The sequence below is a fragment of the Salinimicrobium tongyeongense genome, from assembly GCF_026109735.1.
Taxonomy (GTDB): domain Bacteria; phylum Bacteroidota; class Bacteroidia; order Flavobacteriales; family Flavobacteriaceae; genus Salinimicrobium; species Salinimicrobium tongyeongense.
The window spans coordinates 598,994-612,143 of record NZ_CP069620.1; the positions used below are offsets into that span (position 1 = coordinate 598,994).

General features: G+C 40.9%; 12 protein-coding genes. All 12 read right to left on the reverse strand.

What is annotated here, in order from left to right; all coding sequences use genetic code 11:
• Positions 1-28 precede the first annotated feature (28 nt).
• Positions 29-349, reverse strand: a complete 321-nt coding sequence (locus JRG66_RS02690) for a YHS domain-containing protein (RefSeq protein ID WP_265164194.1) — start codon at positions 347-349, stop codon at positions 29-31.
• Between the two features lie 437 nt (positions 350-786).
• Positions 787-1,233: a hypothetical protein gene (locus JRG66_RS02695; protein ID WP_265164195.1), complete on the reverse strand. Its 447-nt coding sequence runs from the start codon at positions 1,231-1,233 to the stop codon at positions 787-789.
• A gap of 82 nt (positions 1,234-1,315) precedes the next feature.
• Positions 1,316-1,855, reverse strand: coding sequence for a DUF3347 domain-containing protein (locus tag JRG66_RS02700; protein WP_265164196.1), 540 nt, complete (start codon positions 1,853-1,855; stop codon positions 1,316-1,318).
• A 50-nt stretch (positions 1,856-1,905) separates the two neighbouring features.
• Entirely contained in the window at positions 1,906-3,729 is a 1,824-nt protein-coding gene (locus JRG66_RS02705; protein WP_265164197.1) for an efflux RND transporter periplasmic adaptor subunit, read from the reverse strand.
• Positions 3,722-5,014, reverse strand: a complete 1,293-nt coding sequence (locus tag JRG66_RS02710; RefSeq protein ID WP_265164198.1) for a TolC family protein — start codon at positions 5,012-5,014, stop codon at positions 3,722-3,724. Before JRG66_RS02710 ends, JRG66_RS02705 begins: the two co-directional genes overlap by 8 nt.
• A complete protein-coding gene (locus JRG66_RS02715; RefSeq protein ID WP_189602864.1) occupies positions 5,014-8,850 on the reverse strand; it encodes an efflux RND transporter permease subunit in 3,837 nt (1,278 codons plus the stop codon). Before JRG66_RS02715 ends, JRG66_RS02710 begins: the two co-directional genes overlap by 1 nt.
• A 105-nt stretch (positions 8,851-8,955) precedes the next feature.
• The gene (locus JRG66_RS02720; protein WP_189602863.1) at positions 8,956-9,351 is read right to left on the reverse strand and encodes an HYC_CC_PP family protein; all 396 of its coding nucleotides are present in this window, start codon (positions 9,349-9,351) and stop codon (positions 8,956-8,958) included.
• Between the two features lie 476 nt (positions 9,352-9,827).
• Positions 9,828-10,439, reverse strand: coding sequence for a helix-turn-helix domain-containing protein (locus tag JRG66_RS02725; RefSeq protein ID WP_265164200.1), 612 nt, complete (start codon positions 10,437-10,439; stop codon positions 9,828-9,830).
• A 34-nt stretch (positions 10,440-10,473) separates the two neighbouring features.
• On the reverse strand, positions 10,474-11,064 hold the full coding sequence (locus JRG66_RS02730) for a DUF2911 domain-containing protein (RefSeq protein ID WP_189602862.1): 591 nt from the start codon (positions 11,062-11,064) through the stop codon (positions 10,474-10,476).
• An 18-nt stretch (positions 11,065-11,082) separates the two neighbouring features.
• Positions 11,083-11,868, reverse strand: coding sequence for a DUF6503 family protein (locus JRG66_RS02735; RefSeq protein WP_265164201.1), 786 nt, complete (start codon positions 11,866-11,868; stop codon positions 11,083-11,085).
• 198 nt (positions 11,869-12,066) lie between these two features.
• A complete protein-coding gene (locus JRG66_RS02740) occupies positions 12,067-12,522 on the reverse strand; it encodes a heme-binding domain-containing protein (protein WP_189602861.1) in 456 nt (151 codons plus the stop codon).
• Between the two features lie 3 nt (positions 12,523-12,525).
• On the reverse strand, positions 12,526-13,146 hold the full coding sequence (locus tag JRG66_RS02745) for a DUF3347 domain-containing protein (RefSeq protein WP_265164202.1): 621 nt from the start codon (positions 13,144-13,146) through the stop codon (positions 12,526-12,528).
• Positions 13,147-13,150: the final 4 nt, after the last annotated feature.

Sequence of the window (13,150 nt, forward strand, 5' to 3'; positions counted from 1 at the left end):
AAAATATTTACTGTGTAACCTTTGTATGTTAATGACTTATTCCGACAATCATAGCTGCAGTCATTCCCAGCACCATTACAATCCCGCTTATGGGTGCCCAGCCCATGTGCATACCGTTTGTAGACCTTCTTTTCTGTTGAGTGTTCTGGAACTTTTCCGGATTTTTTCTGAATACTGTCAGGCATTGTTCGGAATCAAAATAATACGTGTTTTCCATATAATTGTAGTTTATAGCACTTTGCTCGCTAACGACTATCCCACATACAGGATCCACGTGTTGACCTTGAGCTAAATCTATACGGCTGCTGCTACAAGAGGTGAAGGTGAGCAGGGCGGTAATCCAAATCAAGAGTATGATTAGAAAATTTCTTTTTCTGAGGGTGCTCGCAAAAATCGATTTCATTTTTTTGATTTTTTTTTAATTTTTTTATTCAACCACTACAAGTACCAGTCTCTCAAAAATGCCATGGACAGAGCTAGAAGAAAGAGTATTACAAAAGCACATATTGCCAGAAATTTATCACTCTTTTTGGCCTTGGAACGATGCCGCTCTTTCTTTTTCGTTTTCTTACTTGATTTTCTCCTTTGTTCCCTGTAAGATCTCATGAAAGATTTTTACGGTACTTATGATTCTAGACAGTTTCTAGTTTTAAATATTCCACCGGAATTGAACTATAATAAAACTCCGGTAATTCACGCATCGTGCCTGCCAATGGGCCGGTAAATAATGTGGGGGAGGGGTACGGTTAATTTACCGGCCCATATATGCAGGGCTTAATCTCTTATCTAACTTTTAACTTTTCCTGCTTCCAAAGCTCTTTTGTACGTAGCTTCCGATTTGTAATAGGCTACTGTGCCATTTTTGTTTAGCAAGACGATAAAAGCTTCAGATTTGTCAACTGCCTCGCCGGTTATAGGATCAACAGCCATACGGGCGGTTTTTTTTTCGTTAAGGGTTTCAACGCACATATTACAACAGCCATAGTAGATCTTACCATTTACACCTATTGGAATTTGAGCTTTGGCCATGTAAGCATCGTTGACCATACATACCAGGTCATTGGGTACCTGATCTCCAATTCTATAATTATGCTCTGCTTTCACAGCACTTTCTGCTACTGAATTAACCTCTGTTTGCGTTATTTGCACTTTTTCTTTCTCTCCCGTATTACAACCGGAAAGAAACCCTATACCTATTACCGCAATTGCGAAAAATTTTATTTTAGCTTTCATATTTGTTGTGCCTGCTTTATGGACCGGATAAGTCATGAGGGGGGAGTAGGGGAAACCACCGGTCCACTTACGCAGGTCTTTTTTATTTTATTGTTTCTTGTATACTACCACACTTCAGCATTTTTCCTCCAAAAAATGGATTTTGAATTGCCTCTTCGTGGCTTAGCCAAAAACCTCCTGAGTTATTATTAGCCATTGGACAGCGCGCAAAATACAATTGGTTTTCCGCAACTTTGCCCTTTAGAAAATCAGCAAATTCACTGGAAAAATCCGAAAATGCAGCCTTTTGCGATTCCAGATTACGATTAGCAGCCAACTTTGTTGCGACTTTCTGTAATCCATCGGTCCCTTCTAACTTTGCAATAGAGTTGAGAAGTTGCTCTGCTTCCTTCTTTGCCAGTTCTTGATCAGACTTGAGTATTGCGGCTTTAAGGGTTAAATAGTCTTCATAAGCTGTAGTTATTTTTTCGTTATTAAATTTTGGGATTTTACTGTCCATCATTTTCATCTCACCCGACTCCATATTTTCGTGATCGTGGTGCATCATTTTCTTCTCCTGGCTATAACCCAGACTAACGGCTAATAGCAGTACTACTGCAGTTTTTACTTTTAAAGTTTTCATAGTTTTTAATTTTAGATATTCATATTTGATTTTCATTTATTACTTAATTCTTAGTTTATTACGGATTTCACTTCACCGCAGGTAAGCATAGCTTCTCCAAAAAACGGGTTCCTAATTTCTTCGCTGTTACTTAGCCAGTAGGCACCTTTGTTGTTATTGGCCATAGGGCAAAAGTTCACATACAACTTCTGGTTAGCTCCAAAAGCCTCGACAATCTTTATTAGTGGCTGTGAAAGGAAAATAAAGTTTTCACGTTTCCCTTCTATTGTAGTAGCCTCCTTACACAACCTCGTGTGTTTGAATAAGAAAGCCTTTTTTTCTTCCCAGAAATTCTTGGCATGACCAGAAAGGGAATTGCCATCAAGTTTATCAAGAGCAGCCAATAGCTCAGTACTCGATTCCTGTGTCTCATCTATATTAGCCCTTACCAGCCCTTCTTTAAGTTCCAGATAGGCTTCGATTACTTCATTAAGTTGGTTTTTGAAAGCTTTGGGGACATCTTTGCTCATGTCCATCACATCTTCCTGAACAAATTTTGAAGTTTTTGTTTGCTCCGGCATGTCGTTACCCTCTTCCATTTCCATTCCACCATGATTGTGTCCTGTCATGGCAGGACCACCTTCCGGGCTCATCATGCTCCGTTTCCCTTGCAGTTGCGCGGCAGCATCTACCTTAAATACGCCATTGGCCACAACTTCATCACCTGCTTCCAAGCCTTTAGTGACCACATACAAGTCCCCTGCCTCGGGTCCTAGAACTACTTCCCTAAACTCGAAGGTGGGCTCTTCAAACTCGGGACTCCTTAAGTAGACAATGGCTCTTTTACCGGTCCACAGGATGGAAGATTTTGGTATAACGAGAGCGTTTTCTAAATTATCCAACTCACTGTTAATTACTCCCTGAGCAAACATATCCGGTTTGAGTTTTCCTTTAGGATTATCTACTTCAGTTCGCACCAAAGCTACCCTCGTTTGGGGGTTAATAACAGGATCAATAAAAGTAACAGTACTGGAAAAGGATTGTCCAGGCATCGAGGGTACAGAAAAAGTAACTTTATCTCCTTCTTTGATCCATGCAAGATCGCTTTCATAGGCATCATAAAGGACCCATACTTTATTTAAATTAGCGATATCAAAAAGCGGCTGACCTTCGCCCACATAATCTCCTTCACTTACATTTCTACTGGTAACGGTTCCAGACTGTGTAGAATAAATATCAAAATTATATTGCACCTTTCCATTCTCCTTAATATTCTGGATTTGCGTATCTGTTAAATCCCACTGTTTTAATTTCCTTACCGCAGCTTCTAAAAAAGAAGGATTAGTCTCTTTAAACCGTACAGCCTCCAGGAGTTCCTTTTGTGCCTGTACTAACTCCGGGGAATAGATAGAGGCTAACCTTTCTCCTCTTCTTACTTCTTGTCCCGTGAAGTTCACAAATAACTTCTCAATACGTCCCGGAAAACGTGCAGTCACAGCCGAAACATTGCGCTCATCTGCGGTCACCCTCCCCGTAAGATATATCTCTTTAGTAGGTGACCCTGCCTTTACAGTCACGGTTTGAATATCGGCAATTCTGGCTGCGGCTTCACTCATTTGTATCTCAGAGTCATTGACAGCTGCAGACGCTTTCACGGGTATTAATTCCATACCGCATATAGGACAATTTCCCGGTTCCTCCTGTCTAATCTGTGGATGCATTGAACAAGTCCAGATTTCTGATTCTCCTTCCTCATGAGCATGTGCTTCCTCCAGCTGATTTTCGGTGGTGGCTGAACTTTCTGATGTTCCACCAAAAAAAAGCCACCCCAAGAGTAGGCCTGCTGCTAAAAAGCCCAGCCCAACGTATATCATTTTTTTATTTATTTTATTCATAACCTTCTCCTATTAAGTAGTTTATTCTATACACATTGTTATTTCGTTCTGTTTTGGCCCTTGCCAGTTCCAAACCGTAGTTTAAAAGTTGGCGTTCCATTCGAATTATTTCCAAAACATTGTTTCTACCTGTAGATAGTTCTGTCTGGTAAAGCTCCAGTGATTGTTTGGCAATTGTTGTCAACCGATTGTAGAGTTCAACGTTTCGTACTGCGTCCACGTAATCGCGATACAACTGCTCAAGCTTTGTCTCCAATTCATTCTCCAGGTTTTCCTTTTTCAACTGCACTGCCTCTTGCTGCAGAATAGCTTCCTGGCGCATAGCTTTATACTTATTTCTGTAAAGCGGCACCCGTATTCCTACTTGTGGAAAAATAAATGCGTCCTGACCATTGTCTGGCAGTGCCATAGCCGGGTCTAAATCTGTTCTTGAAGCAATATTGGTATAGGTCCCCCCAAGAGTAAAAGATGGTAAACCCATTTTTTTGGCTACAGTGAGCTGCTCTTCGAAACTCCTCGCCTGATGTTCGAGTTGTTCCAGGCGAGGGTTCTCAGCTAAGATCATTTCCAGAAGTATACTCTTTTCATTTAGAAGCTGTTCCTCCCAAAGACTGTCAGGGAACCCAAGAGGCTCTTGTAGTTCTTCATTTAGTAACTCCTCGAACTCTGTAAGCAGGGGAATCCTGCTGTCCTTTAAATATGCTAGTCTGCTTTCCAACTCTTCCTCTTCCAGTTCAACTTGTAGAACAGAAGAAAAACCCGTTTTCCCGCTTTCGAACTGCACCTCAGCGATGCTCTTAAAGGAACTAAGCAGCGCCAGGTTCTCTTCTGTTACTTGTATCGCCATTTCAAGGTAATACAACTCTGTATAGGTAATTTTCACATCCCTAAAAAGTTCCAGTTTCGCATCTTCAAAAAGCTGTAGCCGTGCCTGCGCTCTTTCAGCCGCGACCCGCTCCTGGGCATCAAGGGTCCCAAACCAGGGGAACATTTGGCTAAAGGAAGCTGTAGCCTGTTGAGCTCCAACACGGGTTTCTACTGGTTGGATGAAATAGCCAAAACTTATCTGTGGATCTGGTAATGTTCCTTCCTGGACTACTTTTTCAAGCGCAGCGAGATATTCCTTGTAAAGGGATCTTATCTGCGGATTGTTTTCAGCAGCCAGTACCAGGTATTTATCTAAATACCCGATTCTTATTTCTTCTTTCTGGGCGTGGGAGTTAGTCGTCCACAAAGCGAGAAAAAACATGATTAAAGCGCCTATATTTATGATATTTTTTTTCATTACTTGTCTAATTCATTTATTTGTTGCTCCTGTAATTTAGGATTTGACCATTTCTTCTCTTGCCACATACTATATAGGACGGGAACTACGAACATAGTTATTGTCTGGAACAACATTCCTCCAAATGTCGGGATGGCCATAGGGATCATAATATCAGACCCCTTCCCTGTGGATGTTAAAATTGGCATTAAAGCGATGAGAGTAGTTGCAGTGGTCATTACAGCGGGTCTTACTCTTTTGCTCCCTGCCATTACAACAGCTCTTCGAATGGAATTTTTGTCCGTCGTCTTTTCTTCAGCAAAAACCTGCTTTAGATAGGTTCCCATAAGTACACCGTCGTCTGTTGCCACCCCAAAAAGGGCAATAAAACCTACCCAGACAGCAACACTTAAGTTTATAGGCCCTATTTGAAAAACCTCCCGCATATTTTCTCCAAGAAGATTGAAATCCAGGAACCACGTCTGGTTATACAACCAGAGCAGGATAAACCCTCCCGACAATGCCACGAAGACACCTGAAAAGGCCATTAATGTGGTCTGAAAATTGCCAAACTGGAAGTAAAGCAGCAGAAAAATAGCTAACAAGCTGATAGGAATAACAATAGACAAAGTTTTTGCAGCCCTTAATTGATTTTCGTAGTTCCCTGCAAACTTGTAGCTCACTCCGGGAGGTACTACAAATTCTCCTGATTCAATTTTCTCATTGATCAGAGCTTGTGCATTTTCTACTACATCTACCTCTGCAACATCAGCCTCTTTATCAAAAATCACATAAGAGAGCAGGAAGGTATCCTCACTCTTTATGACCTGAGGGCCCTGTACATATTGTACTTCTACTAAATCTCCCAAGGGGATTTGTACTCCCGTGGGAGTAGGCACGAGTATTTCTCTAACGTCTTCTGGGTTATCCCTGAATTCCCTTGCATACCTAAGTCTAACGCCATATCTTTCACGACCTTCCACTGTGGTAGTCATTGACATCCCACCAACAGCAGCACTTATGATTCGCTGAACATCACCTATTGAAAGTCCGTATCGTGCAATGGCGCGCCTGTCGATTTCCAGCTCCATGTATGGTTTTCCCACAACTCTGTCGGCAAAAACAGATGGGGCTTTTACTCCAGGTACCTCCCGAAGAATATTCTCCATTTGTAACCCAACTTCTTCAATAGTCTCGAGATCTGGTCCAAAAATTTTCATCCCCATGGGGGCCCTCATTCCGGTAGATAGCATGATTAACCGAGTTGCAATTGGTTGCAGTTTAGGTGCAGAAGTCACTCCCGGCAAGCTGGTGGTTCCTACTATCTCATCCCAAATATCGTCAGGTGATTTAATATGGTCACGCCATTGTCGGAAGTATTCACCCCCGGGATCACCTATCAATTGAGAAACATCCAAATCCTCTCTTTCCATGGTTTCAGGATCAAAAACTTCCCCGTTCTTTAAAACGTATTGATCCTCATCGTTCACTTCAAATCGTTTACGACGTCCATTCTGATCCAGTACATATTCAGATTTATAATTTATAACATTCTCGAACATTGAAATTGGCGCAGGATCCAATGCTGTCGAAGCCCGACCCCATTTTCCCACCGTCATATCGACCTCGGGAATTGCAGTTACTCTCCTGTCAAGAATCCGAATGGTTTCAACATTTTCCTCTACACCGGAGTGAGGCATAGTTGTGGGCATCAATAAGAAAGATCCTTCTTCTAATGGGGGCATAAATTCTTCCCCCGCACCCGGGAAGGTCTCACTTATTCCCAGCCAAACCTCAGTTTGCCTTACGTTATATCCAAGTTTATCGAAACCTGTAGCAACAGGACTGAATATCTTATCAAAACCCTGCCAGGAAAAAAGCCCAAAGAGAATTATCATAATTGGCAGCGATAGAAATTTCCATTTATTTTCCAAAGCCCATCTTAGGATGGGTTGGTAATATTTTACCATCGCCATTAATAATCCCAGCACTATCAATATAATCCCTCCTACAAAAATTAAATTTGTAAATTCAGATTGATCTGCACCAAGTGGCAACCACTCTCTGTTTAAGAAATACAGGACCCCAACTAGTACAATTCCAATGTTGATATAGGTTGGGTATTTTCGCTTTTTCTCGGGCCATCGCGGCTCGAGAAGATTGTTCAGTCCCAGAGCTATAAACATGATTCCTACCCAGGCTACCTTAAACAACAGTAAAACTCCTAAAGCAATAAGGGCAAAATTCCAAATTCTCCGGGTTCTCTTTTTCCCAAAGTTCATGGAAAAGAGTCCATGCGCCAAGGCGGGGATCACAACGAGTCCCACAAACATCGCAGCAATAAGGGCAAAGGTTTTTGTGAAGGCAAGTGGTCCAAATAACTTTCCTTCCTGTCCTGTCATAGCAAAAACGGGAATAAAACTAATGACCGTTGTTGCCAGTGCAGTTAACACGGCTGAGGCAATTTCAACCGTTCCTTCGTAGATGACGGGCAATATAGGACGACCTTTATTATCAGGTAATTCAAGATGTCGCAGTATGTTCTCTGTGAAGATCACTCCAACGTCAAGCATGACTCCAATAGCAATGGCAATCCCGGAAAGGGCCACGATATTGGCATCTACTCCTGCATACTGCATGACTATAAATGTCATGAGTACCCCAATAGGAAGTAGACCTGAAATCATAATAGCTGCCCTTAAATTTAGAACGAGTACTATGACCACTATAATGCTAATCAAGATCTCCAGGATAAGTGCTTCCTCCAGAGTTCCTAAAGTCTCATAAATTAATCCGGAGCGATCGTAAAAAGGCACGATTGTAACTTTGGAGACAGTTCCGTCTGCCAGCGTCTTACTTGGCAATCCGGGAGCAATATTCTCTATTTCCTTTTTTACATTATCAATAACTGCGAGAGGGTTCGAGCCATATCTTGCGACAACCACCGCTCCTGTTGCCTCCGCGCCCCCTTTGTCCAGCCCGCCGCGCCTGGTAGCTGGCCCCATCTGTATCCTGGCCACATCTTTGAGGCGAATAGGAGTATTCTCATTGACAGCAACAACAGCTTCTTCGAGATCCTCCAGGCTTTCTATATAGCCCAATCCACGAACCAGATATTCTGCCCGGTTAAACTCAATGGTGCGTGCTCCTACATCCAGGTTACTTTCACGCACAGCCTCCATTATTTGTTTGACATTTACGCCGTAGCTTTTCATCGCGGTAGGATCAATTTCCACCTGATACTCCTTGACAAATCCTCCTATTGAAGCTACTTCAGATACACCTTCGGCAGCAGATAAAGAGTACTTGACATAAAAATCCTGAATAGTACGAAGCTCCTGAGGATCCCACCCCCCGGTTGGCTCACCGGTTTTTGGGTCTCTTCCCTCCAGAGTGTACCAAAACACCTGTCCCAATGCTGTAGCATCAGGACCCAGGGCGGGCTGGACGTCTGCTGGGAGTGTTCCGGCGGGCAGAGAATTTAACTTCTCAAGAATTCTCGAGCGGCTCCAGTAAAATTCCACATCCTCTTCAAAAATTATATAGATGCTTGAAAGACCAAAAAGGGAACTACTTCGAATAGTTTTTACGCCTGGCACTCCCAAGAGTGAAGTAGTAAGGGGATAGGTTATTTGGTCCTCGATGTCCTGAGGAGATTTCCCCATCCATTCGGTATAGACGATTTGTTGGTTTTCACCAATGTCTGGTATGGCATCCACTGGCACGGGATCCCTTGGCATCCAGTCTAAGTCCCAGTTAAACGGTGCTGTAGCTACTCCCCAGGCCATTAAGGCAACCGTAAGTAAAGCGGTCACCAATTTGTTCTCTAAAAAGAACTTTATAGTTTTATTAAGCATTTGGTTTTAATTCTGAATTAATACTCTTTTGAAGCTGCACGTTTGCAACATCAAAAAAACTCTGCTCCGGCGGTAAAGCACCAGAGCCTAAATATTAATTCAGAATCAAATTAAGAAGGTCTCGTTCAATATGTGGATTTCCTGAACGATTAAGGGAGGTATATACTTGACAAAAGGAATATCTTTCGCAGGCAGTTCTTCAAAAAGCCCGTTAAATGAATAAGCAAAACTTACAAGAAATACTTGCTGATCAAAGTTGAGATCATAAAAGGATATCTTCAAATCTTTCTGACCATCAATAGCTATAGAATCGTCAGAACAACCTTTCTCATCAGCTACTCCGGAATCATGTTCCATTCCGCAGGTATCAGCTTCAAAAAAGACTGATTGGTCCACAAGAAAATCACCGCAAAAGTGTTTATTCACAGTAAAGGACATTGTCGATAGGAACATTAAAAATGCCAGGACCAAAGATGATATTTTTAATAGGAAGGCTTTCATAACACTCTTCTAATTTCCTCTATTCATTAGCTAATTACCACTGAAATAAGGTTGAAATTATATTTGGAGCATTTTAATAATTCAATAACAAAAATAATTAATTGCTCTTTTTTCAAATATGATCAAAGTCATATTTTCCCTTTTCTCTCAGAATTCTAAACATAGGACGCATTTTCCTTATCCAGAATAAAGATAGCTCAAAAGGTTCAAAAGCACTTTTAATATAACAGAAAAAACATTCACTATTAAGGGTTTGTAATTATTTAACAGTAAAGACTACGAAAAATGGTCATGAAAAGATTATAAAATATAGAAGAATCATATGACGTTTAGAAAAGAGAATATTTACTTTACCTAAATTACCAGTATCTAAAAATTGAGACAATATAGGCGGCCAAACCTTCTATTTTCCCATGGCTTTCAACAAAAAACTTATTGTAATGTTTCTTTTCACAAAAGATCAATTCCTTACTATCTCAGAACCTATTGAGATCTGTTTTACGTTTTTCTTCTTTATTTTTATAATCCGAAGGAGTTACACCAGTAGCTTTTTTAAAGTGGGTTGATAGGTAGGTAGCACTGCTGTACCCCGTTTCATGAGCAATCTCTAAAACAGTTAGCTCGTTATACTCCAATAACTCCTTTATTCTTTCTATCTTTACTTCACTATAAAACTTCTGAATATTTTTCCCTTCAAGTTTTGTAAAAATATGGGTAAGATGGCTATAGTCGTAGTGTAGACGGCTGGTCAACAGATCTGAAATCTTCTGTTTCCCAAAATCTTCCTCCTTGTAAACCCGCGCAATGATTATTGATTTTATCTGGTTCACCAGGCGTTCATTTTTTTCGAAAATGAGCTCAAATCCCACTTTACGTAACTCTTCCTGAAACAATGTGAACTCAAAATCTGAGAGACTCCTTTCCAACTCTGCCTCTCCCAAAGACACTCTTTTGAAAGGAATTTTTAATGTAGTCAGTATTTCTCTTACGCTCCTTTTGCATCGCTGGCAAACTACATTTTTAATCTGAATAACTCTATGATTTTCAATATTCATAGAATTCCTGTCAATTAAAATTTCCTTTTTCATGGTTGATGGTTGGTTAGTTCTTTAGGTTTTATACTTAGTCATTCATCCTTTGTTCATCTGCACTGACTTGAAAAGGAATACTAATTTTCTTTCTTTCCCAAGTGAGAGAAATTACTCCTTCATCATTTTCTATTTTTTGAACTTCATAAGTCAGTGCCTCCTGGACATTCTCCAGCGTCTCAGAATGAACTTCCAAAACAACTACATTTTCTTTTTCATCATATTCATCCTTTCCATGCTGATCCCAACGGGAATTGAACATGACTTTCCAATTTTCTTTACCGGGAACTGTAAAAAAAGCATACTTCCCGGCAGGCAATATTTCATCACCAATTACCAAATCCTTATTGGTTTCTATCCAGGTCGCTTTATGAGCTCCGGCCTGCCAAACTGTGTTGTAGCCTACCAGTCCGCCAAAAATTATCCTGTCACGCACGCGTGGTGAAGAATAATCTATATGAATATGAGCCCCATCAATTATGGCCATGGTACTGGTATGCGGACTTAACACCTCTTTGTTTTGTGTTGTCACCTTTTCGGCCTGGTGGTTTTCATGTTGCGCCTGCATCCCACTTGTGGAAAATAATACAAGCAGCACGTAAATAATATATTTTGTGGTTTTCATGGAAAATGTTGTGTTTAATTAATTGTTTTTATTAATGCTTACGCTAATATTTTCAGTTTGGATATCAGAGAAAAATTCCAGTTTTCCTGCTTCATATAGGGAGTCCAAATCACGTAACGGTGTGGAAAACTCTTTGGCTTTATAGTTTTGGTAATCTACGAACCTGATTCCTTCTACCACCCTGGGATTCAACGCTTTCCTGAACCTTATTCCCCCGTCATTGGTAAAAAACCTATAAGCTAAATAATCTACCGTGAAATTTTCCTTGTGGATCCAGTATAAGAACTCATCCTCAAAATCTGTCCCTCCACCTTCCTCACGAAAGGTAACTTTAACTTCGTAATAGGTCTCCCCTTCCACCTCATCTTCCCCCAACAGTTCTTTGTTGGCCGCAGGCGAATTGAGCACAAAAGGCACCTGGACAAAATAATGAACAGAATTTACCCCATCACTTATCCGGGTGACCATCGAATCTGGAACAGTAGCAGCTTTGCTGTTTACAAAACGTTTCAGACCCTCATTGCTTAGAACATCATGTGTGGTGTTACCGGCGGAATCCTTTACCATACGCTCCAACCGGAAGATGTCCCCATTGCGTTTACTCTTATATCTCCTGTTCCTAAAAGTGAAATCGATTTCAGCATTTACATAGTTTTCTCCACCGGAGGCCTCAATACTTTTCTCTATAATTTTCTCACCTTCTGATTTTTTTTCGGAAGTGCCACAAGACAGCGATAATACTGAAACCAGTATAGCAGTTAGAACTGTATTTTTGTGAAAGGTGTTCATTTTGATTTCTCCCATTTTAAAGTACTTAAATTCGATCCCTATGAAAAGTCCCAGATAACGATGGGCTTTCCTCAATTTTACCCCTGTTTTTCTTTTGACCAATAATTATAATTTTTATTTGTTGCTGAAAACTTTTTATAAAGACCCTGCACCTGAAGTGTTAACTAATTAAACAGACAATTTCCAGGCACAGGGCCGGGGGATTATTTTCTTTTACCTTACTTCCATGGCCAAAGAATCCATCCAAACTGTGAATTCTTCCTTCTCCTTGTCAGAAAGTTTCGCATCCCAATGCACCAGGGTATATGATTGCAAAGGCATTTCCCCATCTTTCACCTGGCTGCTTATAGAGCGCAACTTACTTCTTTGCCGCCGGGAGGAATATTCCCCAAATTCACTAAAATTCAAATCTGCCTTGCCTTTTTCAATATGGTCGTTCAAATACCAGGTAAACGGCTGGATCTTATTATACCATGGATAATTGGTATTATTGCTATGGCAGTCATAACAAGAGGTTTGCAGGATGGTATTGATGTTTTCGGGCACCTCGTAAATCTCCGTAAAATCTGATTTAGGAATATAATCACTATGATTGCGGTTTGTGGGGATAAACTGTATCCCCACAAAGGCAACCAATAAAATCAGACCGATGATCTTTAGGAACTTCATTCCTTAAATTTCCTTCTGGACTTCTCCACAGCTAAGCATATTTTGTCCAAAGTAAGGGTTCCTTATTTCCTCACTGGTGCTTAGCCAAATCGCGCCTTTCTTGTTGTTGTACATAGGGCAAAACTGCTGATAAAGCCTTTCGGGGGAACCGGTAATAGCCAGCATATCAACCATATCAATGCTCATTAGTTCAAAATGTTCCCTTTGGTGTGCCATATCGCTATAGGAAATATGATCGGCGTGTTCCTTGGCACTTTCAATAATTTCGGTCAGTTCCTGCCGTTCGGCAGCTTCATAACCGCTCATATTAAAGTTTTCAAAAGCTGCTACGAGGCTTTCACCGGCTTGCGCAGCCCCTTCGGAATTATCGGCTACCAGGGCATTTTTTAGTTCCATATAATCATTAACGATAATTCCCGTCTGTGAATCCTGGTTTTCACTGCCAGACATATTTTCGGAAGTTTGTTCCCCACCTTCCATCATTTCTGAACCTTCGCTCATATTTTCATGGTCCATTCCTGAACGGTCAACGTTTCCTTCTTCATTGTTGTTTTTACAGGATACTGCTGTTAAGCTCACAATTACTAGCATTGCAATTCCTAAGTTAACTTTTAGATTTTTCATTTTT

Excerpts from the sequence above, each read along its gene's own strand:
- JRG66_RS02710 (WP_265164198.1), bottom strand. The coding sequence starts at position 5,014 with ATGAAAAAAAATATCATAAATATAGGCGCTTTAATCATGTTTTTTCTC.
- JRG66_RS02725 (WP_265164200.1), bottom strand. The coding sequence starts at position 10,439 with ATGAAAAAGGAAATTTTAATTGACAGGAATTCTATGAATATTGAAAAT.
- JRG66_RS02715 (WP_189602864.1), bottom strand. The coding sequence starts at position 8,850 with ATGCTTAATAAAACTATAAAGTTCTTTTTAGAGAACAAATTGGTGACC.
- JRG66_RS02745 (WP_265164202.1), bottom strand. The coding sequence starts at position 13,146 with ATGAAAAATCTAAAAGTTAACTTAGGAATTGCAATGCTAGTAATTGTG.
- JRG66_RS02720 (WP_189602863.1), bottom strand. The coding sequence starts at position 9,351 with ATGAAAGCCTTCCTATTAAAAATATCATCTTTGGTCCTGGCATTTTTA.
- JRG66_RS02700 (WP_265164196.1), bottom strand. The coding sequence starts at position 1,855 with ATGAAAACTTTAAAAGTAAAAACTGCAGTAGTACTGCTATTAGCCGTT.
- JRG66_RS02730 (WP_189602862.1), bottom strand. The coding sequence starts at position 11,064 with ATGAAAACCACAAAATATATTATTTACGTGCTGCTTGTATTATTTTCC.
- JRG66_RS02705 (WP_265164197.1), bottom strand. The coding sequence starts at position 3,729 with ATGAATAAAATAAATAAAAAAATGATATACGTTGGGCTGGGCTTTTTA.
- JRG66_RS02740 (WP_189602861.1), bottom strand. The coding sequence starts at position 12,522 with ATGAAGTTCCTAAAGATCATCGGTCTGATTTTATTGGTTGCCTTTGTG.
- JRG66_RS02695 (WP_265164195.1), bottom strand. The coding sequence starts at position 1,233 with ATGAAAGCTAAAATAAAATTTTTCGCAATTGCGGTAATAGGTATAGGG.
- JRG66_RS02735 (WP_265164201.1), bottom strand. The coding sequence starts at position 11,868 with ATGGGAGAAATCAAAATGAACACCTTTCACAAAAATACAGTTCTAACT.